17 protein-coding genes are annotated in these 25014 nt (G+C 61.2%); 16 read left to right on the top strand and 1 reads right to left on the bottom strand.

What is annotated here, in order from left to right:
* Positions 1 to 475 precede the first annotated feature (475 nt).
* The 16 genes from ONB52_17820 (at position 476) to ONB52_17745 (ending at position 23196) form a co-directional block, all read left to right on the top strand.
* Positions 476 to 2536, top strand: a complete 2061-nt coding sequence (locus ONB52_17820) for a glycosyltransferase family 39 protein (GenBank protein ID MDZ7417993.1) — start codon at positions 476 to 478, stop codon at positions 2534 to 2536.
* Positions 2537 to 2813: 277 nt separating this feature from the next.
* A complete protein-coding gene (locus ONB52_17815; protein MDZ7417992.1) occupies positions 2814 to 3692 on the top strand; it encodes a sigma 54-interacting transcriptional regulator in 879 nt (292 codons plus the stop codon).
* Between the two features lie 71 nt (positions 3693 to 3763).
* A complete protein-coding gene (locus ONB52_17810; GenBank protein ID MDZ7417991.1) occupies positions 3764 to 5968 on the top strand; it encodes a P-loop NTPase in 2205 nt (734 codons plus the stop codon).
* Entirely contained in the window at positions 5965 to 7458 is a 1494-nt protein-coding gene (locus ONB52_17805; protein ID MDZ7417990.1) for an O-antigen ligase family protein, read from the top strand. Before ONB52_17810 ends, ONB52_17805 begins: the two co-directional genes overlap by 4 nt.
* Before the next feature lie 44 nt (positions 7459 to 7502).
* The gene (locus ONB52_17800; GenBank protein MDZ7417989.1) at positions 7503 to 8621 is read left to right on the top strand and encodes a glycosyltransferase family 4 protein; all 1119 of its coding nucleotides are present in this window, start codon (positions 7503 to 7505) and stop codon (positions 8619 to 8621) included.
* Positions 8622 to 8630: 9 nt separating this feature from the next.
* A complete protein-coding gene (locus tag ONB52_17795; GenBank protein ID MDZ7417988.1) occupies positions 8631 to 10121 on the top strand; it encodes an oligosaccharide flippase family protein in 1491 nt (496 codons plus the stop codon).
* Between the two features lie 22 nt (positions 10122 to 10143).
* Positions 10144 to 11424, top strand: a complete 1281-nt coding sequence (locus ONB52_17790) for a glycosyltransferase (GenBank protein MDZ7417987.1) — start codon at positions 10144 to 10146, stop codon at positions 11422 to 11424.
* A gap of 121 nt (positions 11425 to 11545) precedes the next feature.
* Positions 11546 to 12691: a glycosyltransferase gene (locus ONB52_17785; protein ID MDZ7417986.1), complete on the top strand. Its 1146-nt coding sequence runs from the start codon at positions 11546 to 11548 to the stop codon at positions 12689 to 12691.
* Between the two features lie 188 nt (positions 12692 to 12879).
* Complete coding sequence (locus tag ONB52_17780; protein MDZ7417985.1) at positions 12880 to 13620, top strand: polysaccharide deacetylase family protein; 741 nt, start codon at positions 12880 to 12882, stop codon at positions 13618 to 13620.
* A complete protein-coding gene (locus tag ONB52_17775; protein ID MDZ7417984.1) occupies positions 13617 to 14327 on the top strand; it encodes a polysaccharide export protein in 711 nt (236 codons plus the stop codon). Before ONB52_17780 ends, ONB52_17775 begins: the two co-directional genes overlap by 4 nt.
* A gap of 78 nt (positions 14328 to 14405) precedes the next feature.
* Positions 14406 to 15566, top strand: coding sequence for a glycosyltransferase family 2 protein (locus ONB52_17770; GenBank protein MDZ7417983.1), 1161 nt, complete (start codon positions 14406 to 14408; stop codon positions 15564 to 15566).
* 546 nt (positions 15567 to 16112) lie between these two features.
* Positions 16113 to 18491: a hypothetical protein gene (locus ONB52_17765; protein ID MDZ7417982.1), complete on the top strand. Its 2379-nt coding sequence runs from the start codon at positions 16113 to 16115 to the stop codon at positions 18489 to 18491.
* A 272-nt stretch (positions 18492 to 18763) separates the two neighbouring features.
* Complete coding sequence (locus ONB52_17760) at positions 18764 to 19123, top strand: hypothetical protein (protein ID MDZ7417981.1); 360 nt, start codon at positions 18764 to 18766, stop codon at positions 19121 to 19123.
* Positions 19124 to 19202: 79 nt separating this feature from the next.
* Positions 19203 to 21122 (top strand): right-handed parallel beta-helix repeat-containing protein, encoded by a 1920-nt coding sequence (locus ONB52_17755; protein ID MDZ7417980.1) that lies wholly within the window; start codon positions 19203 to 19205, stop codon positions 21120 to 21122.
* 74 nt (positions 21123 to 21196) lie between these two features.
* Positions 21197 to 22501 (top strand): phytase, encoded by a 1305-nt coding sequence (locus ONB52_17750; protein MDZ7417979.1) that lies wholly within the window; start codon positions 21197 to 21199, stop codon positions 22499 to 22501.
* 104 nt (positions 22502 to 22605) lie between these two features.
* Complete coding sequence (locus tag ONB52_17745) at positions 22606 to 23196, top strand: T9SS type A sorting domain-containing protein (protein ID MDZ7417978.1); 591 nt, start codon at positions 22606 to 22608, stop codon at positions 23194 to 23196.
* 60 nt (positions 23197 to 23256) lie between these two features.
* On the opposite strand, the gene ONB52_17740 is transcribed toward ONB52_17745, so the two are convergent.
* Positions 23257 to 24900, bottom strand: coding sequence for a thiamine pyrophosphate-binding protein (locus ONB52_17740; GenBank protein ID MDZ7417977.1), 1644 nt, complete (start codon positions 24898 to 24900; stop codon positions 23257 to 23259).
* Between the last annotated feature and the right edge of the window lie 114 nt (positions 24901 to 25014).

Raw genomic sequence — 25014 nt, 5'->3', positions numbered from 1 at the left:
CTTGGCCATGAACATGCCCCGAGATAACCAGCAAAAAACTTCCCAGCCACACAACCATTTCCGGTTTGCAAACAAGCTTCACAACAACACTCCTCGTCGTTGCGGTGATTTGCTGCGCCCATGATGCTGCTTTGACAAGCCCCAATCGCGTGCGGCCCGGCACTCGTCCAAAAGACTGCCACCTTGTGATGCAAGGCGGACCCGCGGCATCGTTGTGACTGCTGCAGGGCGCGCCGCCGGTGCACATTATTCATTTCCCGCAGTCCAGGCAAACAAATTTTGCTTAACAACCAGCCGCCTGCCGGCGCAAGTCACCGGTTGGAAAAATTACGAGAGGATAATGATTCAGGCATGCTCTTCGCCAATTCCTCCCCCGCGCTGGTACTTTCCAAATGAATTGTGCCGCCTGTCGGCACAGCCGCACAACGGGGAAATGGCGGCGACACCAGCCTCTTACCTGAGAACCGATCAACTCATGCACAGACAGAATGCAGCGGGATTTTTGGTGGCCCTGATGGCGGGCACAGGCGCGGTGCTGCGCTTGATCAATCTTGGGCATCTCAACTTTTGGGGAGACGAGTCCATCACCGCCCTGGCAGTACAGGGCATCCTGGAATACGGTTATCCGCGTTTTCCCTCGGGTATGATTTACTTTCGCGGGCTGCCCACGCTGTATTTGTGCGCCCTGTCTTCGCTGATTTGGGGAATGAATGAGTGGGCCCTGCGCCTGCCCAGCGTCCTGTTCAGCAGCGGCACGATCGTGCTCGTTTACCTGCTGGGCAGGCGCCTGTTCTCCACCCAAGCCGGATTGCTCGCCGCCTTTCTGCTGACTTTTTCCTATTGGGATTTCGAATTCGCGCGGCATGCCCGGATGTATGCGGGCTTTACCTTCATGTTTCTGCTCACCCTCTATGCCATGTACCGCGGCGCGGTGCAGGGTGAAACCTTCTGGTATCGCGTCAGTCTGGTGTGCGCCGGCCTGACGATCTTCTTTCACGAGTTGGGCCTCACCCTGGCGTTGCTGTATTTCGCCCTGGGCATCCGTGCCGGAGGGCCGCTGCGCACGCGCCTGCGCCTGTTTGGCGCGGCTCTGGCGTTGCTGATATTGGCGGGTTTGCATTTTGTCGTGGTGCAATACGGCTTTGACATTCCCGGCGCGCGGCACGGTGAGCGCGACACGCCCGCTTCCACCAACCTGCTCAGCACTTTTTGGAGCAAGTTCTATGGGCTGTTGCCCGCCCGGGTCTTCCTGGACTTGTGGCCGATAGCGTTGCTGCTGATCTTGCTGGTCATTTGGGCAAAAATGCGGCGCATCGACACAACGATGCTTTTGTCCAGGGGTTGGTTCCTGCCGGTGGCAGTGTTTTTTGCCGCCTGCGGCCGGCACTTGACACTGGCACTTCTGCTGATTGTCGTTTATTTGTTTTTCAACGGCAAGGGCTGGCACGGTTTGCGGGAGCCGGGCGTCAAGCTGGCACTCGCCCTAACTGCCGTGATGTTCATTTTCTGGCTGGCGCACGGCTGGCGCACGGGTTTGGCTGCTGAGGCCGGAGTCACGACTCTGGAACGGCTGCGTGCCCTGCTCAAGATGCAGCTTGGACTGCCCAAGCTTTATTTTCTCGGTTTTTTGTCCACCTTCCCGAAGATGTCCCTGTTGGTGCTGGCCGGGCTGATCTGGTTGTTTCATGCCGGTCGCGCGCTGACCGGCACAACGGCCGCGCATTTCATCTCTCTGGCTTTCGTTTTGCCGATGCTGGCCACGGGGTATATCAAGACCCATTGGGTGGAATATCGTCTGAATTTCCATCTCAATCCGCTGTTCGTGTTGCTTCATGCTTACGTTTTGGGGAGCGTGTTCGCATTTGTCCGCGCAAATGGGTTAATGACCCGGCGCTGGCAGCGTGCGTTAACCGGTCTCCTGGCGGCAGTAGCATTTCTTGGGCTCAGTGAGCAATTGTATCCCGCGCGGCTGGTCAATCTGCTGGCCCGCACTTATGGCAGTCCGGTTGACCGCCGCTCCGCACCCGGCTCGCATTTTCGCATCATGCCGGATCACGTGCACCCCGGCGAATTTGTCCGGCGCCACCAACAGCAGGGAGATGTCATCATCGCGATGGATTGGCTGGCGCAAAGCTACTACGCCGGTCATATTGATTTCTGGCTGCGCTCCGACGCCTTCGTGCCGCAAACGTATCGCCAGGGCGGGAATTATTTCGATATCTATACCGGGACCCAGGTGATTTCAAATCTCACCGACCTGAAAACCGTAATCGCACAGCACGCCGGGCGGCGCATTTGGGTCATCACGGCCTCGCCCTACACTGAAGCCGAACTGCACATCTCCGTCGAAATCATGGACTTTCTGCGCCACCATGCGCCGCACGTGGTGTTTCAGGGCCAGGACGGCAAGTCGCTGGTCTATCTGTTTGAGACGGCTTCCTGCAGCCACGTCCACGCGCAGAAAGAGTTTACAACAAACTCCAGCGGGCTGCCCTGCCTCAGTCCGCAACAACCGTGGACTGCAGGTAAGCAATAGACAGGCAAATGAGGGGCTTAGGGCAGGCCCTCATCAATAGGGCGAGACTGACTCCTCGCTGCAATTGGCGCCGTGTGAAGGTGGTGAAAAACAAACGACCGTTGGCAGATTACTTGTATGAAAATTCAGGACCATGCGGCACACTCCTGGCCGAAAAAGTGGGGCTATCAAATGGAAGTTGCTTGCGCGTCTCTTGCAACGACAAACACACGTATCTGACCCACCGCCTTCACTTGCCTCGCTCCGCGACAAGGGCAACGAGGTTGTCGATGCCTTTATGCTGCATACCCTGCATCCCTCGCTGAACCAGTTCTACAACCGCATAGCACGCCGCCCGGACAGTCATCTGCCACTGCTGCTGAGCGGGGAGGCGGGCACCGGCAAGGAGGTGCTGGCACGCGTCATTCACAGCGCCGGAAATTTTCGGCATACGCCGTTCACGGTGATCCCCTGTCCGCTTATGACAGAGGAAAAATTGGAGATGGCCCTCTGCACCGCTGCCACTCCGCTGGCGCGCGGGTCGGCGGACAATGACACCACCGAGGTCGCGGTGACGCTCTTTCTCAAACATGTCGAGGCCAGCTCACCCGCACTGCAAAAGCGGCTGCTCCGACTGCTGCAGGAAAAGAGCGTGACGCACCCGCTGACGCATCAGACCAAACACCTGGTGCTGCGTGTGTTCGCTTCTTCGCGCAAAATTCTGGAACAGGAGGTGGCCGCCGGTCACTTTCGCCAGGATCTGTTTTACCGGCTCACCATCACCGCATATGTGTTGCCGCCCTTGCGTGAGCGCAAGGAAGACCTTCTGCATTTCGTGCAACATTTTGCGGCGTGCTACGCCGCGCACTGCCAGGAACCGGTCGCCACTTTCAGTGCACCAGCGCTGGCGGCGCTGCAGGAGTATGACTGGCCCGGGAATATCCGGGAATGCCGGCGGGTGGTCTGGCAATCGCTGCAGCAGAACACCTCCAGGGCCAGGGTGATTGATCGAATCAGATGGGTGACGGAGGAGAATGCTGTGAACACCCCACAGGCAGCCGGGGAGTCGGGGGCCGACAATGACCGCGACTTCGCGGACGACAACCTCTCGCCGCCGGGGGTTCCGGCCGCCCGCCCGGCGGGCCGCATTCAGGCGCATCACGCGCAATTCCGCTAAATCTCCGCTTGCGGGCGCTGCGTTTTCCGGCGGCGCTCCTGGCAGCTTCTCCACGCAAGGAGGCAGACAGAATGGATTTCGACAGACTCCAACTGCAGGAGCACTGGCACATCATCTTCAAGCACCGCAAAACCGTGCTGCTGGCCGTGGCGGCGCTGGTGCTTCCGCTGCTGGTTTTGCTGCTGTTCAGCAAACCGCAGTATCATGCGTCCATTGCGCTGTCGGTCACGGATGATGCCGTCACCAGCCTGCTCAGCTCGGATATCGATGTCAGCCCCGACCTGACCGTCGGGAACTACATGGATATTCTCACCAGCCAGAGCTTCGCCGCGCGCGTCATCCGTGCCGTGGCGCAAAACATGCCACAGTCCTCCTGGGCGGTGAAGATCCGAAATGCCCGCGGCGATTCCAGCGCGGTTGCCCAAGCGCAACGCGACGCGATGATCTATCTGCTGGAGCACATGCAGACCGATCATCGCGGTGGCAACGTCATCCGCGTCACCGTCGCCTCCGGCGATCCCGAAGAGGCCTATCAACTGGTGAAGACCATCGGGGAGGAGTTCCGCCGGCAGCATCTCGAAACGATTCAGCAGCGCATCGACGCGCTGCATGACTTCTACGGCGACCGCCTGCGCCAGACCTACCAGCGCGTGGTGGAGGCGGAGGAGCGGCTGGCCGAGTTTCAACGCGCCCGCGGCATCGCCACCCGAACGCGCGAGGCGGACCGCATCAGCGAGCGCATCGAGGGTTTCGAGAATCAGATCGTCGATCTCATCAGCCAGCGCGAATTGCTTGCCGAACGGCGGCGCACCCTCGAGCAACAAATCGCCCAGCTCCGGGAAAAAGCGCCGGCGCTGGCCACCATGGAATCGCAGATTCCCCGCATCGAGGAGCTGAAACGCCGGCTGGTGAACCTGCAAAGCCAGATGCTGGCGCTCACGGCACTCTACACCGACAGGCATCCCAAGGTGCAAAGCCTGAAACGGGACATCGACGCGACCCTGCAGGAGCTGCGCAGCTTTGCCGGCACCCCCTCGCCGGATTCCATCAAACCGAGCGATCCCGCCATCATCTGGCATGATCTCTACGTCGAAAACCTGCTGGCAGAGGTGGAATACAACAACGTGGTCAGCAAAATCGCGACCCTGCAAAAGCTGGCGAACGAGTATCGCAACCGCATTTTCGAGCAGCCGCCGGAGGAACAGCAGGAATTGCTGAAGCTGCAGCGCGAGGTGACCGTGGCGCAGGACGCGCATCAGGCCATGCTGCGCACCAACGAGAAAATCCAAAGCCTGGAGGCGGAGAAGGTACTCAATGTCAGCATCATTGAGCCGGCGCAACGGCCGCTGAGGCCGGTGCCGCGGCGGCGGCCCTTCAAGATGATCATGGGTACGATCATCAGCGTGATTTTGGGCGTGGGGCTGGCTTATCTGCGCGAAGCCATCGACCGCTCGGTGAAGAGGGCGGAGGAGGTCGAAAAGAAGCTGGGGGTGCCGGTGCTGGGCCACATCGTGGACGCCAGCCCCTCGCGCCGCCACAGCGCCAATCTCGCCGACAAGCTGGTGCTGCTGGAAGAGCCGGGGTCGGATCTGGCGGAAAATTTCCGCGCGCTGCGCGTCAACACCGATCTGGCGCTGGCCGAGGGCCGGGGCTGCCAGATCGTGATGGTGACCAGCCCGGGCGTGGGCGAGGGGAAATCCACCATTGCCGTCAACCTGGCCGCGAGCTACACCCTCTTCGGCAAACGCACCCTGCTGCTCGATGCCGACCTGTATCATCCCACCATGCACCTGCGCCTGGGTGTGCCGCACGATGCCGGTTTGTCCAACTGGCTGGCGGGTGAAATCCGGCTGGAGAGCATGCGCAACAGCCTGACGCTGAACGGTGCGGCACTCGACTTCATCACCACCGGCACGCGGCCGGTCACTTTTCAGAAGCTGTCGATCAGTTCCAAAATGCAGGACCTGTTCGCCTCGCTGCGCGAGCAATACGAAGTCATCATCATCGATGCACCGCCGCTGCTGCCCATTTCCGACCCGCTGTTGCTCGTCGCCGAGGTCGATTTGATTCTGCTCGCGCTGGAAGTCGGACGCACGCCGATGGCGGCGGCGCAGCAGGCGGTGACCCTGCTGCGCCGGGCGAAAGTACGTGCGCTCGGCGCTGTGCTCAACCGTCTGCGCCTGGAGGAACAGTACGGCCCGGATCGCTATCTCCCCTCTTATCTGATGGGCCGCCAGACCCTGCTGCCGGAACGGACGAAAACGAGCGCGGCATGAGTACATTGTTGCGACAGGAATATCTCAGCCGGTCCTATCCACTCATGGTGGTGCTCGTTTCCGTGCTGATGGCGCTCACGGTGGCACAGTTTTCCGCGGGCATTGCCGCCGGTCTGGTGCTGGGCAGCATTCTCGCCGTGCTGGGCCTGGTGCATTACGAGGTGCTGGTTCACGGCCTGATTGTGCTCCTGCCGCTGCAATCCTCCCTGCCCTACAGCTACCAGGCCTTGCAGACATTCAATCTCTTCAATGCCCTGGCCGCGGCGATGTTCGGCACCTGGTTCGTCAATGCCATGCTGCAACGCCGGCGCCTGTTGCACGGCAGTGTCATGAATTTGGCGCTGCTGCTGTTCTGCCTGCTCTGTCTGGCGGCGCTGTTGCAGACGGCCAGCGTGGCCGGCAGCGCTTACATGACGGAACAGCTCAACCCGCTCAAGCGCTGGCTCAGCCCCATGCTGCTGTTCTTTCCGATCGCCAATGCCGGTTTTAGCCGCCCGGCCATCAAGCGGCTGGTGACGTCGGTGGTGCTGATGACCATGGTGGTCACCCTGTGGACACTCAAAGATCTGGTGACTCTGGGGTGGGGGAATATTTCCGAGGAAAACCGCATTGGCGGGCCCTTCGGTTTCGGCGGCGAAAATGATCTGGCCGCCTTCTTTGTTTACTACCCGGTGCTGGTGCTCACTCTGGGCTTGCACCAAAGGCAGCCGGAACGCCGCCTCTTCCTGCTCGGCCTGTTTGGCCTGGCAATGATCTGCCTGCTGCTGCTGCTCTCGCGCGGCGCGTATCTCGGCATGCTGGTGGTGCTGGCGTTCGTGGCGTTGGTGCGCTACCGCTGGATGATTCCACCGCTGGTGCTGGCCGTGGCGTTTTATCAATTTTGGGCACCGGGAGCGGTGCAGGAACGCATGGAAAGCACACGCCTGCAAACCGCCAACGAGTCCGTGGGCGGCCGCGTGCCGGCGCCCTACGAGTCGGAACGCCACCTCGAGACCAGCTCGGCCTTGCGCTGGCGCATCTGGCGCGGTGCGGTGCGCATCATCGAGAGCCATCCGGTCACCGGCATCGGCTACAACACCTTCAGCATGGCCATCCCCGCCTATGCCAATATCGAGCGCAACATGGATGCCCACAACATGTTCCTGCGCGTGGGCGCGGAGATGGGTGTATTCGGCCTGCTCGGTTTTCTGCTGCTTCTGTTCGTGCCGTTCGCGACGATGCTGCGCGTCTATCGCACCACCGCCGACCGCTTTCTGCGTGGCTGGATGCTGGGCGGGATGGCAAGCATACCGGGCATCATGGTGGTCAACTTCTTCGGCTCCCGCTTTGTGCGGGAGGAGTTGGTGGGGTTGCATTGGGTGCTGGTGGCGCTCACCTATGCGTATGTCTATCTGCGCCGGCGCCGGCTGGCGCAGCGCGCCGCAGCCCATGCGCCCGTTTTCATGCCGGTGACCGTTGCGGTCCGCGGCGGCCATGCCCCGGCTTCATGACGGCCTGCCCGCAGACAATGGTCCCGCCGGTTGCAATTGTTTATTTGACCGACAAGCTCACGCACGGCGGCACGCCGCTGCAAATCATCGAGCTTGTCCTGCATCTCGACCGCCGGCAATTCCAGCCGCATGTCATTGCCCTCTCGCAGGCCGACCCAGAGTTGCGGGAACGCCTGCAGCACGCCGGCATTGCTGTGTGTGTCATCGGGCAGGCCAATTGGGTGCAGCCGCGCGCGTTGCCTGCCGCCCACAGGTTGTATCGCAGCCTGCGCCGGCTTCGTCCGCGCATTGTGCACGCCTTTCTGGCAACCAGCAACGTGCTGGGCGGGTTGTTGGGCAAACTCGCCGGTGTGCCGGTGCTCATCACCAGCCATCGCGACCTGGGCGGCTTTGACGGCGTGCACATCACACGGTTGAACGATTGGGTCGACCGCCATCTCGCCACCGCGGTCACCGCCAATTCGCTCGCGGTGCGTGCCGCCGTGGCGCAGCGTTCCGGCAGGCAGCCGGAAACCATTACCCTGCTTTACAACGGCATTGATGTCGCCCGCATCGCCGGCGCCGCGGACCGCACGGCCAAGCGCCGCGAGTTGGACCTGCCGCCGCAGGCGCTGGTCATTGGCGTGGTTGCCAACCTGCGGCCGGCCAAGGGCCATCGTTATTTGTTGCAGGCTTTTGCCCGGATCGCCGATCGTTTCCCCGAGGCCCTGCTGCTGTTGTGCGGCCAGGAGGCACAAAACGGCCAATTGCAGGAACTGCAAAACCTGGCGGTGGCCTGCGGCATCGGCGGCCGCGTGCGTTTTCTGGGAGCGCGCCGTGACATCGACGCGGTGCTGCACACGCTGGATATTTTGGTTTCGCCTTCGCTTTCCGAAGGCTTTTCAAATGCGATTTTGGAAGCGATGGCCGCGGGGTTGCCGGTCATCGCCACGCGCGTGGGGGGGAGCCCGGAACAGGTGGTGGACGGGGTCACCGGCCTGCTGGTGGCACCGGCTCAAGTCACGGAATTGCAACAAGCCTTGCTCACCCTGTTGGCTTCCCCGGCGCTGCGCGCCCAAATGGGCAAAGCCGCACGCGCCCGCGTGTGTGAATGCTTCAGTGTCGCAGTCATGGCGGCCAACCATGCCCGGCTTTACCATGATCTGTTGCGTGAGAAGTCTTGATTCGACTGCATGACTCATTCACTGGGACGATTTTTACGACACTCCTCCCACTACTCCATCGGTGAGATTCTCATTCTGCTGTCGACGCTGGTGTCGTTTCCGATCACCACCCGCATCTTTGCCGTGCATGAATACGGCCTGATGAATCTCATCTCGAATGCCCTGCTCGTGCTGGTGGCGTGCGCCAAATGCGGCTTGCAAAACAGTGTCGTGCGCTATTACAACGAATATGCCGAACAGCAGCAGCCGCACAGTGTGCGCACCTTCATCGCCTCGCTGCTGCTCGGCGGACTGGCGGTGGCCGCCGCCTTCACCGTGCTGTGGGTGGTGGCGGCCACGGGCTTTTCGGAGTTTTGGTTCGGTGAAAGTGTGCTGCCCAGTCTGCTGCTGCTGAGCAGCGCTTTGATCTTCCTGCGCGCCGGCGAAAGCCTGTTGCTCGCTTTTTTACGCGCCGAGCAGCAAACCCTGCTCTTCAACGGCTATCGCGTGCTCGCCAAATATGCCACGCTGGCCGCGATTTTGACCACGCTCTTTTTCATTGCCCGCACGCTCAACGGGTTCTACGGCGCGCAGGTGTTCGCCATGAGTCTGGCCTTTCTGACCCTGCTGGCGTTGCGCCTGCGCCGGACTCCGCTGCACTGGCGGGACTTTGCCATGGTGGTGTTCTGGCAGGCGCTGGCTTATGGTTTCCCGCTGATCGGCTTCGAGTTCTTTTCAATGCTGCTGGCCTACAGCGACCGCTATCTGATTCACTTTTTCCTCGACGCCACTGCGGTGGGCCTGTACAGCGCCTCCTACAATCTGGCCGATTATCTCAAAGACATTGTGGTGCTGCCCTTTGCCAGCGCCATCATGCCGGTGTACATGCAAACCTGGGCCAAAAAAGGCAAGGAAGAGACCCGCAAGTTTCTGCAGAGCGCGTTGCGCACTTATGCGCTTTTCGCCGCGCCACTGATTTTCGGCTGCGCCGCAGTCGGCAACAACTTCATCCGCGTGGTGGCCTCGGAAAAATTCGTCGCCGGCAGTGCCATCATTCCGTGGACCATCGTCGGCCTGATGATCAACGGCGCCCTGCCGATTCTCGCCGCCAGCCACTACATCCAGAAGAAAACCCGGCGGCTGGTCGGCATCCTCACCGGCGCGATGCTGGTGAACCTGCTCGGCAACTGGCTGTTGATCCCGCGGCTGGGAATTTTGGGCGCGGCCATCGCCAAACTGGCGAGCTATCTGTTCATGGCGGTCGTGGTGACCTTCTACACCAAGCGCTTCCTCGGGCTGCAGCTTCCCTGGATGGCGATGAGCAAGTATCTGGCCGCGGGCGCGCTCATGTATCTCGCGGTGGTCCGTGTGCATGTCGCAACCCCGCTGATCGATCTCCTGGCGGAAACCGCAGTGGGTATCGTCGTCTATTTCGCCCTGGTGGCGGTCATCGATGCCACCTTTCGCCAAAACCTCAAGACTTACCTGCGCCGCCGTCTCGCACTCCTGCGGCGCGGCTGAGCCAGCGTAGCCGGTGACAACCATGACCAGCATCAACAAGCAACGCGTTGCCTTTTTGCTCTCCCAGTTTCCCTGTTTCGACGAGACCTTCATTCTGCGCGAGATGGCGGCATTGGCGGCTGCCGGCTTGCGGTTCGACATTTATTCGATCAAGAAATCACGCCAGCGCCTGCGGCATCCGCAAGCGGAAGCGCTGCTGCCCCATCTGATTCACCGGCCCTTCCTGCTTTCCCGGGAGGTGTGGCTGGCGCAGCTTTACTTCATTGCACGCCATCCGGCGCGCTACCTGCGCACGTTGTGGCGGCTGGTTTGGGAGAGCCGGCGCCGTCCCAAAACCTTGCTCAAAAACCTGCTGCTCTTCCCCCAGGCGGTGTGCTATGCCCGCCTGGCGCAGCACCGTGGCGTTACCCTGGTGCACGGCTTTTGGGCGACGTTTCCGGCGACCGCAGCCTGGATCATTCACCGCCTGACCGGACTGCGCTACAGCTTTTCCGCGCATGCCCATGACATCTACGAGGACGACACCATGCTGGTCAACAAGCTGCGCGCCAGCGAGTTCGTTCTGACCTGCACCGCTTACAACCAGGTGCATCTCACCCAGCTCGTGCCGGAAAAGGGCGGCGACATCAAGCTCATCTATCACGGCCACGATCTTGCCGCCTTCCACGAGGATGCGCAAAACAAAGAGGGGCCGGCGGCGTTTCTGCGCATTCTTTCCATCGGCACCCTCTATCACACCAAAGGCTTCGACACGCTCATTGAAGCCTGTGCCGTGTTGAAAGGTGCGGGAGTGCCTCTGCAGTGCCGCATCGTGGGGGAAGGCCCGGAGAAGGCGCGGCTGCAATCCCTGATTCGCCGCCACCGGCTGGAGCAGCAAGTCACGCTGTCCGGTTATCTTTCCCAGGAAGCCTTGCGGCCGCTGCGGCGCTGGGCGGATGTATTCATCCTGCTGCCGCGGCCTTATCTGCACTGGGGCATTCCCAATGTGTACATCGAAGCGCTCGCCAGCGGTGTGGCCGTGATCGCCACCCCCTTGAATGCCATCGGCGAACTGATCGAGCCGGGCCGCACCGGGTTGATTGTTGCCGCCGATGATCCGGAGGCCGCCGCCGCTGCGCTCACCCGCCTCTTTCGTGATGTCGAACTGCGCCGCTCCCTGGCAGCCGCCGGCCGGCAGCGCGTGCAGCAACTTTTCGACGAGCGCATCAGCACGCCGCGGGTGGTCGAGTTGTTCATGGAAAGATTGCAGGACGAGGGCAAACAGCAGACGCCCCGGTTCAGGGAGGCCCTGCCGGTTCTTTAGGGGCTGTCTGGAAAATTCTCCACGGCCGGGCCGTGCGGAAACTTTCAGGAATTGTTGGAGCGGCGAGACGATCGCTTTCAGGCACACACCGCACCTGCCCTGGTTGCAATCGGCCACATTCATGACACGTGCAAAAGCAAAAAGACCGCCCTCCTCCCCGCTCTGCGTCCTGCACCTCATCGAAGACCTGGATCAGGGCGGGGCCGAGCGCGTGCTGGTCAATCTCGTTTCCGGTTTGAATCCCCGGCGCTTTACGCCGCTGGTTTGCTGCCTGCGGCACAAGGGCGTGCTCGCTGCAGAGCTGGAGGCACGCCGCATTCCGGTGATCGCCTTGCAGAAAAAAGCCGGGATTGACCCGGGACTGCTCGGGCGCCTGCAGCAGCTCCTGCGCAGCCATCGTGTCACCGTGCTGCATGCGCACGTTTTTACCGCCAATTTCTGGGGTCGCCTCGCGGCTCTGCTCGCCGGTGTGCCGGTGCGCATCTCACACGAGCATTCGACCTTTACCGTGGACGACCGTCTGCGCCGCGGCATTGAGCGCGTGCTGGCGCCGCACACCAGCCGCATCGTTGCGGTTTCCGAGCAATTGCGCCGCCGCCTGCTCGCGGAATGCTGCCTGCCCGCGGAGAAGGTCGTCACCATTCACAACGGTCTGCGGCTGCCACTCGTCACCAACCGGCAACGCCAGAACGAGTTGGTGGCTGAGTTTGGCCTCGAGCGTTTCTCGCCACTGCTGGGTGCGGTCGGCCGGCTGGAAGTGCGCAAGAACTTTCCGCTGTTGTTGCAGGCGATGACCCGCGTGCGGCAGGAATTTCCACGGGCCGGTTTGTTGCTGGTGGGCGCGGGGCCGGAGGCGGAACCGTTGCAGCAGCAGGCCGCGCGCCTGGGGCTGCGCGAACATGTCATCTTTGCCGGGCAGCGCCGGCAGGCCCATGAGCTGTTGCCGTTGCTGACGGTATTCTGCCTGCCCTCGCAAACGGAGGGCATCTCCATGGCGCTTTTGGAGGCGATGGCTGCCGGCGTGCCGGTGGTGGCCACGGCTGTTGGCGGCAACCCGGAAATCATTCCGCAGCCGCGCTATGGTTTGTTGGTGCCGGCGGGCGACCACCAGGCGCTCGCAACCGCGCTGCTGGAAACTTTGCGTGATCGCAGCACGGCGCGCGCCCGGGCGCAAGCCGCACAGAAATTCGTGCAGCAACATTTCACCGAAACGGCGATGATTCGCAAGGTGGAGGAACTTTATCTGCAGGCGCTGGCACGCCGGTGACAGGATGAAAGAAGGCGGAAATGTCCCCGGTTGACAGGATTGCCGGCCGCCATCGCCGCATCGCCCAGCCAGATGATTGCGACCCCGCCTCCCGCCGGGACGTCAGCAACTCCTGACCGGCAGACCGGTGTTGAGCCCAACAGACAGATTAAGTTATTGTTTAGCCGTCCGTATGCTGCATGGTTTTGATGTATCATAACATATCGACAGGCCGGCAACACGTGGCCTTTCGCGAGTGGCAGCCGGCCTATGATGTTGCCGCCGAGGAGTTCCAGGTTCATCTTGACCTCCTGGCGCAGTGGCAACAACCGGTGCATCTCACCTTCGATGACGGCTACCGCAGCCTGCTGGCCTGGGCGGAACAGCTCGGGCAACTGCAACTGGCCGCCACCTGCTTTGTGGTGACCGCCGCCATTGGACAATCGGGGATGTTGCAAGCGGCTGAGATTCGCGCCCTGGCGCAGGCGGGGATTGCCATCGGCAGTCATTCCCATTCGCATCGGTTTTTGCAGGGTCTGACCCGTGAAGAGCTGTACGCCGAGATCGTATTGCCCAAAAAAATTTTGGAAGATATGCTCGGCCGGGAGGTGACGCGCATGTCGCTGCCAGGCGGCCGCTATGATCGCGCCACGCTGCGCTATGCCTGCGCCAACGGCTATCGCGAGATCTTCACCTCCATACCGGGCCGGCCGGCGCGACCGAGCACCGGGCCGGCGCTGCTGCCGCGCTGGGTCATCACCGGCACCACCTCCCGGCGGGAATTCGAACGGATCGTGCACGGCGATCCCTGGCATGTGTTCAAAATGCGCAGCCGCTACTTCGCGGGCAGATTCGGCAAGCGCTTCCTGGGCAATCACACTTATCACCGCCTGTGGAGCAAGCTGCACCACCTGAAAACCTCATCCCGTGCGGAAAGGGACCAATCATGAAACGACACCTCCCGCTTCCTGTTCTGCTGCTCACCGCGGCCATCGGCGCTTTCGCCCAGAGTGCCATCCCGCAGGCGCAGATGGCCGAACCGTTGAACAAAGCGGCCTATCGCGTGGGTCCGGGCGATGTGCTGCAAATCAGCGCCGGGCCCGCGGCCTTGCGTCAGGAGAGCTTCGCACGCACCGAGCCGGTGGGCCCGGACGGCCGCATCTCCTTCGACCTCATCGGCAGCGTGTTCGTCGAAAACAAAACTGCCGATGAAATCGACGCCGAACTGACCCGGCGGTTGAGCGAATTCATCATCGATGTCGAAGTCACCGTGGTGATCACCTCCTATCAGGCGCGACGGGTGTTCGTGCTCGGCGAGGTCAACCAGCCGGGACAATATCTGCTGAGCAAGAACATGTCGCTTCTGGACGCCCTGACGCTCGCCGGCAGCCCCACCATCCGTGCGAGTCGCGGCAAAATCAAACTCATTCGCGGCAATTCCACCGCCGCCAAGCCCAACATCATCCGGGTGGATTTGAACAAAATCACCAGGAAGGGGGAAGTGGAGCGGGATCTGGCGCTGGCGGACGGGGACATTATCGTGGTGCCGCCCGACAATCTCTCGAAGTTTGGTTACTTTTTGGACAAGGTCCTGCGGCCGCTGCAACCGTTGTTTTACATCGGCGTGATTACCGGCTTACTCAATTCCATTTTCTAGCGCCCCGGCGCTGCGGCTGCCAGACGGACGGTGGCCGGGATATGAGCATGCTTTGGCAAACATATTCTGGTACCGTCTATGGCTCTGTTCTGGCAAGCCGTGGTCTGGCTGTGCATTGGCATGCTGGCCTACACCTACCTGGGCTACCCCCTGTTGATGTATCTGCTGGCAAAGCTGCGGCGGCGGTTTGCGCCGGGCAACACACTGCCAGCCACGAATCATCGCGACTGGCCGTTCGTCAATTTTCTGATCCCGGCGTACAACGAGCAGAACATCATCCGGGAAAAGGTGGAAAACACCCTCCATCTCGACTATCCCAGGGACCGTCTGCGCATCACCGTGGTGTCGGACGGCTCGACCGATCAAACCAATGCCATGCTCGCCAGCTACGGCGAAAACGAGATCCACTTCATTGCCCTGCCCAGGCGCCAGGGCAAAACCAAGGTATTGAATCAAATCATTCCCACCTTGCCCGGCGAAATCATCGTGCTCTCCGATGCTTCCGGGCTGCTGCAGCCGGACGCCCTGAAAAAACTCGTGCGCCACTTCAGCGATCCCCGGGTGGGTTGTGTCTCGGGGGTGTACATGTTCGAGACCGACGACAACTCGCTGCGCAGCATGACCGAGCGGCTCTACTGGAAGTATGAGACCTTTCTCAAAACGTACGAGAGCCGGGTGCATTCCGTGATCGGCGCCCACGGTGCGCTTTACGCCTTTCGCCGCACGCTCTTCGTCCCGCTGGATCAAAAGGCCATCAATGACGATTTCATCGTGCCGATGCAGATCATCCGCCAGGGCTATCGTGTTCACTACGAACCCGAGGCGGTGGTGAGCGAGCGCGAATCCACCAGCCTCCCCGGTGAATTTCAGCGCCGCATCCGCATCAACGTCGGCAACTTTCAAATGATCTACGTGCTGCGCAGCCTGCTCAATCCGCGACGTGGCCTGGTGGCCTTGCAGTTCATCTCGCACAAAGTGTTGCGCACGATCAGTCCGGCTTTCATCCTGCTGCTGCCGCCTGCCTGCCTGCTGGCCGAGGCCCCGCTTTACCGCCTGATGCTCGGGCTGCAGGCGGCTTTCTATTTGATCGGGGTGCTCGGCTATGTGCAGGAGTTTTTCGGCCTGCGCATCAGCTATCTTTACATGCCGTTTTATTTCCTGATGGGCAACGTTGCCGCCGTCTTCGGTTTTGTGCGTTTTATCTTGCGGAAACAGTCGATCCTGTGGCGGCGCGTGTGATCCTGCGTTGCTTCGCCGGCCGCTGCAGTCACAGCTTGCAGCGGGCGATGCTGACCGGCGTTGCCTTCAAAATTAAGTGATCCTGCCACCAGCGCGTACCATCGCGCGACTGCTCCCGCAATCGTCCGGCGGTTGCAGCAGCCTGCGAGTTTCTGCGACACCCGCACTCACAGCAACCCCCAGTGCAACCGGGAGGGCTGCATTTTCGGACCGACTCGATTGGATGCCGGGCGGTGGTGTTTTCAAACGGACGCGAATTACCAGGTTGTAATGCGGTGCCCAAACGAGGTATTGTCTGCCATGCGCCCGCCCGCTGGCGGGCCCTGCCACCTCCCGCCAAAGTATCTGATTTGATTCCGCTTCCCGTTTCTTCCCGGGGGCCCGCTTGTGTTCGACTCGCACGTTCCGGTGCGGGCATCGTTTTTGCCAACGAGGGGCTAACCGCCGCCTTCTACCGGTTTGAAAAGCAAGCTTTAACATTTCACGGTTGACATCACGGAAAGAAGTTCGGCTGTGCCTTGCGATCATCACTTTTTTCAGAGGCTGATGCCAGTGCTGGCGTCGGTGCTGCTGGCAGGGGCGCCCGCCTGCAAGAGCGACGCCGCCGATGAAAAGCACCGGCAGTCCTCGCTGCAGCGGCCCACGCTGACGCATTACACGCCACCCCCCAACAGCCCGTTGGGCCGCAGGGTGCATCCGCGGCTTTACCTCACCGCCGAAGATCTGCCCAGGTTGCGGCAGCGTTTGCAGACGGTGCATCGCCACAGCTTCCAGACTTTTGTGCAGGTGATGGATGCCAACTTCAACGCGCCGCTGGAGAAAAAAGAGGGCGGCGGCCTGTTCATTGACATCAAGAACTATGCGTTTCTCTATTTGATCGATCCCGGCCAGTTGCCGGGCTTCACCTTCGGCCACACGCGGGAGCAGTATGGCCGCAAGGCAATCGCGCTGGCCATGCTCGCCAAGGCAAGTCGGCGCGGTGACAAGCATGTCTCCTCGATTCTGCAAAGCCCGGAGGGCGGCTACCACAATCTCGCCCTGGCGGTGGCTTATGACTGGACTTTTCCGCTGCTCACCGCGGAGGAGAAGCGCAGCCTGGCGGAGGGTTTGATCCAGCTCTATGAAATGCGCGACAAGGATGCCGACCCGGGCGCGTATCAAAAGCTGTCGAATCAGGTGACGGGCTACATTCATCACGGCAGCGCTGGCGCGCTGGCGTTGTGGGGCGACGATCTCGGCCCGGACTACAACGCCAAAGTCGAGGAGATGCTGCAGTATTTCAACGCCGTGTTTCTCGAACGCACGCTGATGACCGGCGACAAAATCTTTCAAGGGCCGGGCTGGAGTGAGGGCGCGAGCTATTATCTCATGGGCCTGACCAACATCAGCTTTCTCGCCGGCGCCGCCTCCAGCGCGCTCGGACAGAACCTGTTTTTCACCACCGAGTTTTTGCGCTCCAACGTGCTCTACATCTTTTACAACATCCTGCCGCTCAAGCTGCAGGGCCACTACTACCTCTCGCGCCACGACACCAACAGCCTGCAGAAGGCGGATGATTTCGGCGGTTTGGCCGCGATTTCCGCGGGCGCGCTTGCCGAGGCGGATCCCCGCATGGCCGGCCTGGCCAAATGGCTGATCACGGAATCGGGCTTGATCGGCACGGGCGAAGAGGGCACACGGCGCGGCGGCTTCGGCGACCCGCGCTTTCACTACCTCTTCTTCCGCTTCATCTGGGACAGTGAAAGCGTGACCCCGCTGCCGCCGCAGGCCATCAATCTGCCGCTCACCTGCAAGCTCGGCCTGGGCCAGGTGGTGATGAAATCCTCATTTGATCCGGAGCAGTCCACCCACATCATTTTTTGGGCGCCGCAATACTGGTATGCGCCGCATGCCCATCTCGATTTGTCGAGCTTCACCATCTACAAGTACGGCAGCCTCGCGCTCGATTCCGGCAATGGCAAAAACTACAAGGATATGCCGCGCGGCAAGAGTTTCCGCCAGCCGCTCTTTCACAACATTCTCGGGCTGTATCATCCCGAGGAAAAAAGCGACACCGGTTTCAACTTCATGAACTTCGGCTTTCGTGAAGACCGCACGGCCGACGACTGGCGCGACCCCTCCTTCCAGCCCGGGGGCAACAGCGTGGTGGGAAAAATCGTCGCACTGGAAAGCAGCGGCGACTTCGATTTCATCGACTATGACTATTCGCCTGCCTACACCAACGCCAAACGCAGCAAGACGGCATTCGCCAACCGCCGCTTCGTCTATCTGCGCGGACCGGAAAACCACGAGTTCGTGATCGTGCACGATCTGGTGCAATCCGGACTGGAGAAGCGCTTCCTGCTGCACACCGCCTTCGAGCCGGCGATCGCTGGCGACGAAATCACGGTGACCAACACCTACGACGTGGCACACGGCAAAATGCTGGTGAAAGCGCTGCTGCCGGCGCGCAAGGAAATCCTGAAAATCGGCGGCCCCGGCAACTGGTTCGTCGATGCGGACTGGCGGCCGCTGGAATCGCGCGGGCCTTATCTCGATTGGGGGGCATACTGGGCGGGCAGTTATCGCTTTGAAATCCGTTCTGCGGAGAATGAATTCCTGACCGTGATGCAACTCGGTGATGCCCGCACGCTGCACGCAATGGCGCCGGTGGAAAACATAGAATCGGCCACCTGCTCCGGCGTGCTGGTGGAGGGCCGGCGGCTGGTGATCTTCAACAAGCGTCCCGGCCTGCAGAGCAGCGCGACTTTTGAAGTCAATGCCGCGCAGCCGTTGGCACTGATTGTCACCGGCGTCACGGCCGACACCCTGCTCAAGATCAAAAAGAACGGGGTGGTTTATCTCAATGTCAAATCCAGTGCAGCCGGGGTGTTGCAATTCAAGGACAATCCCGGCGGCGCAGCAACATATGAGGTGACGCAGTAGCTCCGCTCCCTCATAATACTCATACTCTTGCTCATACTCTCTCTCACTCACTCCCGCTCTTCCACCTGCTTTTCGGGAGGCTCTGGGGTGATTGTCAGGTGCGCTTGCCCACTCATCAGGATGAAAATGTCGCGCAGCACCTCCTGTCTGCCGACAGGCGGGAGGCCCGCGTTCCGGCGTTTTCCTGGTACCAGCAAGCGAACGTTTCCCCGGTGGTACGGCCGGGCAAAAATTTCGTGCGTCATTCACTTTACTCAGGACTGGAGTAAACCATGCTGAACATCGGAGGCCGTTACTTTTACGGGCCTTATTCTTTCGACGAGTGGGTGCCGCCTGCGGAGGGCGGCATTTATGCCATTCTCACCGGCACCGGCTTGATGATCGACAGTGAGGAGTTGTTGTATGTGGGCCTCTCCCGCAACTTTGCCGACGGCCGGATTGGACGCTATCACTATGCCTATCGTTCCTGGATCGCACATTCCGAGCCGAAAGGCAATCTCCACATCGCCATCCATCCCATGCCCTACGCCAGCGAGCTGCAACTTGCGCTGGAAGAGGAAAAGCTGGTGAAGCTGTTGAATCCCTTGTGCAACCAACTGCATTCACCGGTGATCCGGAAGCTCTTCCGTTGAGCGGCCGGCGCGGCCGACGAGTGGTGAGTTCATCGCACAGAGACGGGTTCGATTCATGTGAGTCATGCGAGGACAAGACATGTTCAGGAAGAACAAAAAGTTTTTCCACCGGCGGGCACAGGCGGGGGTCTTGCTGGCCGGCCTGCTGGCGCTGCTGGTGCCCAATAGTTTGTGGCCGGCCACGCGCATCGTGAAACCGGGCGAGAGCATCACTGCCAAACTGGCGGGCATGCAGCCCGGTGACACCCTGTTGGTGCGGGGCGGCATTTACAACGAAGCCATTTCGCTGCCGGTGAGCGGCACCGCCGGCCGGCGCATCGTGTTGCGCGGCTATCCCGGCGAAAAGCCGGTGATTGCCGCCACCGGCACGATGCTGAACGCCGGCAAGTCCCACTGGTTGATCAGTGATTTGGTGTTCGATCATCAGGGCGATGCTTCCGATGCCATCAAGATCAGCGGCAGTTTTCTGACGCTGCGCAACTGCGAGCTGCGCAACGGCAAGCGCGACGGCATCGAGGGTGCCGCGGGCAGCAGCGAGGTGACGATTGAAAATTGCGTGATTCGTGATTTCGTCTGGCAGGCGGGCAGCGATGCCCACGGCATCGTGCTCAATCCCGGCGCCCGGCGCTGGCGCATTCTCAACAACACCATCTTCAACTGCGGCGGCGACGGCATTCAACTCTATGCCGACGACAAGACCGAGATCGCCAACTACGCCACGGACATCACCATTTCCGGCAACATCTTCTACACCACGCTCGGCAGCAACAGTGAAAACGCGCTCGATTTCAAGGGGGTGGACGGCTGCGTGGTGGAGGGCAACGAGATGTACGGCTTCGAGAACAAGGCGTGGGTGACGCAGAAGGGTTGCCGCAACATCACCGGCAGGAACAATTTCATCCACGACAGCCAGCGCGGCATTGAATTCCGCGGTGAGGGCGGCAAATCGCAGGCGAACATCCGACTGCTGCGCAACGTGCTCTACAACATCCGGCAATACTATGCCATCAAGTTCGATGATGTCGCCAATGTCGAGATTCTGCACAATACGCTTGCCAACATCTCTGCCAGCTCGTTTCGCATCGAGGGCAAAGGTGTGAGCAACGCGGTGGTGCGCAACAATCTCATTCACCAAAGCGGTGCGGTTGCAGTCGCCGGGCCGTTTGCCGGCCAGGTGGATCACAACGGCTGGTTCAATGCCGCGGCCAAAGACTGGCAGGGCAGCGGCGACGTCACCGGCAGCGATCCGCTCTTCAAAAATGCGGCACAGGGCAACTTCGAGCTGCAAACCACAAGCCCCGCGCGCGATGCCGGAATTGATGTCGGGTTGCCCTACGTCGGAGCCAACCCGGATTTGGGTGCATTCGAGCTGGGGGCCACCACACCGGTGGTGTTGCTGGCCTTCTCGGTGGCGCCGGCCGCGGCCGGCGCCCGCCTGCACTGGCGCACCTCGGCGGAGCACAATCTGCTCGGTTTCGAGGTGGAGCGCCGAACCGGCGACGGTAGTTTCAGCAAGCTGGCGTTCATTGCCGCGGCGCCTGAGGGCGCAACCAGCGGTGAGTATGAATATCTGGATACCACCGCCGGCAGCGGAGAATACACCTATCGTCTCGTGCAAATCGACCGGGATGGCCAGGCGCGTCACTCTGCCGAAGTGATGATCGCCCTGGGCCCGCCGGCGGGCTTTGCCCTGCATCAAAATTTTCCCAATCCCTTTTCCGCGGCCGGGGGTGCGGGCGGCAATCAGACCGGCACCCGCATCGCCTTCGATTTGCGGGAAGCCGCGGAAGTCAATATCGTCATCTTCAATCTGCTCGGCCAGAAAGTAAAAACGCTTACCGACACCCTCACGCCCGCCGGCCGCCATGTCCTCATGTGGGACGGCCGTGGCAGTAGCGGTGAAGCGCTGGCTGCCGGCACCTATCTCTGCCGCATGCGCGTCAGCCAGCGCGGGGTTGTAACCTGGACGGACGTTCGGCGCATGACCCTGGTGCAATGAAGCTCGCTTTGCCGGCGATGAGATAAACGGCAGTCTCAAACTGTCCACGCCACAACCAGCTCCGCGATCCCACTATGCCAAAACTGTTTCTTGCAGCCCTGCTGTCAGCCAGCGCCGTGAGCGTCACACTCCATCGTGAAATGGACCGCCCGCCGGATGGCAACGGTGTGCTGGATTCCGTGGCACTCTGGGTGGCGCCCAATCCCGCGGAAACCATGCTGTTCACGACCGACAAAACCGAGAACACCGTCCTGCTGCACAATCCCCTCACTGGAAAATTTCTGGGACGCCTGGGCAGCAGTGGCACCGCCGCCGGCCAACTGCGCTACCCCAACGGCATTGCCGTCGGCTACAACCTCCGTCTCAACAACACCCCCACCGATGTGTTGTTTGTGGTCGAGCGCGACAACCATCGCGTCTCGCTGTTTTCCCTGCCCGCGAAAAAATTCCTGGGCCACTTTGGCGCCACAGAGCTGAAAGAGCCCTACGGCATCGCGCTGTATTGGCGGGGCAGCCAGTTGCAGGCCTGGATCACCGAAACCGGGACCTCGCCGGATCGCGTTTATGTTTACAACCTCTCCGCCAACGGAGAAAGTCTCACCGCTCAGCTCGACTTCTTTTTCAATGCCGCCGGCGTTTTGGAATCCATCCTGATCGACCCGGTGCACCGGCGCGTCCTGCTCTGCGATGAAAGCGAAGCCAGCGATGTGATGGTTTATGACCTGAAGGGCAACTTGCAGCAGCGCTTCGGCAAAGGCCTGTTCGTCATGGATCCGGAGGGTATGGTGCTGTATGATCTGGGCGGCGGCAATGGCTACCTCATCATTGCCGACCAAAACGCCAGCCCCACGGAGTTTGAAGTGTTTGACCGCCGCACCCTGGCCCCGCTGGGCAACTTTACCGGCGAGACCACGGGGACGGACGGCACGACTTTGACCCAGGCCGCCCTGCCCGATCTGCCCAACGGTTCCTTTTACGCGGTGCACTCCGACAAGGCGGTGCACGTTTATGACTGGGGCAATATCGCCGCAGCCATGCAACTCGCCACACGGGTGGCCTCTCCGCGCACTGCGGTGGCAGAGCGCAATGTTGCGCTCCCGCTGCGGTCGAAAATTTTGGTGAATTATCCCAACCCCTTCAATCCCGCCACCACGCTGCTTTATCACGTCGAGACTTTGGCGCCGGTGCGGCTCGCGGTTTATGATGCCCAGGGCCGGGAAGTTGCCTCCCTGGTTGAGGCCACACAAGTGCCGGGCGAGTATCGCGTCACCTGGAACGGCCGCGATGCCAGAGGCCGGCCGGTGGCCTCGGGCGCCTATTTCGCGCGCCTGACCGTGGGCAACGTTGTGCAGCAGCAGGCCATGCTGCTGCAAAAATGAAAACATGAAGTCGGGCTTGCAATTCCGGCCGGGATTGCTATCTTCTGATGCTTTTTTCACAATCCGAAGTCGGTACTGTCAACGGAATGGCAAGCCCCTTTCACATGACGCTTTCACGCCTGCTGCTGGCCTTGTGCCTCAGCGCCGCCCCGCACATCGTCCTGCCGCAAGCCGCCATCCAACTCTATTGGACGCCCAACCAGGAAAGTGACCTGTGCTGCTATATCGTCTGCCGCGACACCATTCCCGGCACGGTGCATCCCTTCGCCTGGGTTGCCAAGTCGGATTCCAGCTATGAGGATCTCGAGGTGACGGCGGGAAAGGTCTACTTTTACCGCCTGATCGCGGTGGATGATCGCGGCCATCACAGCGCGCCTTCAGCGGAGGTCAAGGCAGTTGCCGGCACACGTGCGCTGCGCAGCCTGGAGCTGGCGGCGGGTTATCCCAACCCTTTTCGCTTTTCGACCGCCATCGTTTTCTTTCTGCCGCAACCGGCGCGGGTCGAGCTCGCCATCTTCAATCTGCTCGGCCAGCGCGTTCGCACCCTGTTCGAGGGCGACAACGCCCGGGGCAGGCATCGTGTGTATTGGAATGGCAGAGATGAGGCCGGCAACCTGGTGGCGCGCGGGGTTTATTACTATCGCCTGCAGGCGGGAAATATCAGCAAGGCAGGGAAAATTTTGTTTTGGCGCTGAGGCCGACCGCCGTGGGGAGCAGACCCGATTCCCCCGGGCGGCCGGCCGGCAGACTGGAACTCAAATACTCAAGCCGCGCATCAAATCGACTGTGCCGCGCAAGGTGGCGGGGTCGATCCGCACATTGAGGCACGCCGCCACGCCCGCCGAAAATGCCCGCTGCAACGCCGGCACGACCTCTTCCGGCTTTTCCACCCATTCCCCATAACCACCCAGAGCCTCCACCACTTTTTCATAATGCGTCTCTGCCAGGTCGGTGGCGACCGAGGCCTGTTCGCCCAGCAAAGCCACCTGCGGATTGCGAATCTGGCCCCAGCCCGCATCATTGCCGATGACCGAGACAATCGGCAGCTTGTGCCGAATGGCGGTGTCGAATTCCATGCCGTTGAGGCCGAAGCTGCCGTCGCCGTGCAGGATCAGAACTTTGTGATCGGGCTTGGCCAGCTTGGCGGCCAGCGCAAACGCGGGCCCGACACCCAGGCAGCCGAACGGCCCGGGGTCCATCCAATTTCCCGGTTTCAGCACCGGCACGACGCGCGAGGCACAGGCCACAAAATCGCCGCCATCACCCACCACAATGGTGTTTTCATCCACGACCTTCATCACTTCGGCAAGCAGACGATAGTGGTTCATCGGCAGCTTGTCGCTTTGCATCATTTTCTCCAGGCCGGCTTGTTCGCTTTGCTCGACCTGGCGCAAATGGTCGAACCACTCCTGCCGCAGCGCCACCGGATGAATGGTCTCGGTCAACTGCTGCAGCACGAGATGCAAGTTGCCGGTCAGGCCGAGGTCATGCGGCCGGTTTTGGCCGAAATGCGCATCGGTTTTGTCGATCAAAATGACTTTGGCTTTGGCATTGAACCTGCCATAGCCCAGGCGGAAATCGAGCGGTGTGCCGATCACAACGATGACGTCCGCTTTTTGAAAGGCGGCTTTGCGGGCGTGTTGAAAGAACAACGGGTGCGACGGCGCCAGGCAGCCGCGCGCCAGGCCATTGAGAAAAACAGGGGCATTGAGTTTGGCGGCGAAACGTTCGAGGCTCTCGTGCGCCTCATCCCACCACACATTGCTGCCACCCAGGATCACCGGCGCATGCGCGGCATTGAGCAAACTGGCGGCGATCATGACGCCGTCGCTGGAAGCGGCAGCCGGTTCGGCGGTGAACAGCGGATAGGATCGCTGCAGGTCTTCCGGTTTGACCGGTGCCAGCAAAACATCCACCGGCAATTCGAGATAAACCGGGCCGGGCAAGCCGGCGAACGCCTGGCGCACCGCCGCCGCCACGTATTCACCCACGCGCTCGGGATCGGTGACGCGGCGGGCCCATTTGGTGATGGGCTTGAACAGCTCGAGCTGGTTCATCTCCTGCAGAGCGCCGCGATCGGACTCTTTCACCGGCGCCGCGCCCGCCAGGATCAACACCGGGCTGTTGGCGAAGAAGGCATTGGCGACGCCCGTGACGGCATCGGTGGCGCCCGGCCCTGCGGTGACCACCGCCACCCCCAGGGTGCGCGTCTGCCGCGCCCAGCCATCCGCGGCATGCGCTGCCGCCTGCTCGTGGCGCGTGTCGATCACGCGCATCCCCAGCCTGGCCGCCGCGAGATAAATGGGGGCGATGTGACCGCCACACAGGGTGAAAAGATTTTTCACACCAGCCTGCTGTAAAACGCGGGCAACCAGAACGCCCGCATTGAGAGGTGACATGAGAGGCTCCGGAATGAGAGTTTTTCACAGCCCTGCCGCACGGGAGGGAGGCCGCCGCGGTTCGTCCAGTTTCCGCATCCGCCCACGCGCGCAGCGGCGGGACTGCCAAAGTGC

The organism is candidate division KSB1 bacterium (assembly GCA_034506255.1).
GTDB classification, from domain to species: domain Bacteria; phylum Zhuqueibacterota; class Zhuqueibacteria; order Zhuqueibacterales; family Zhuqueibacteraceae; genus Coneutiohabitans; species Coneutiohabitans thermophilus.
Note: the sequence above shows the minus strand (reverse complement) of the source record. Positions and strands in the feature narration are given on the sequence as shown.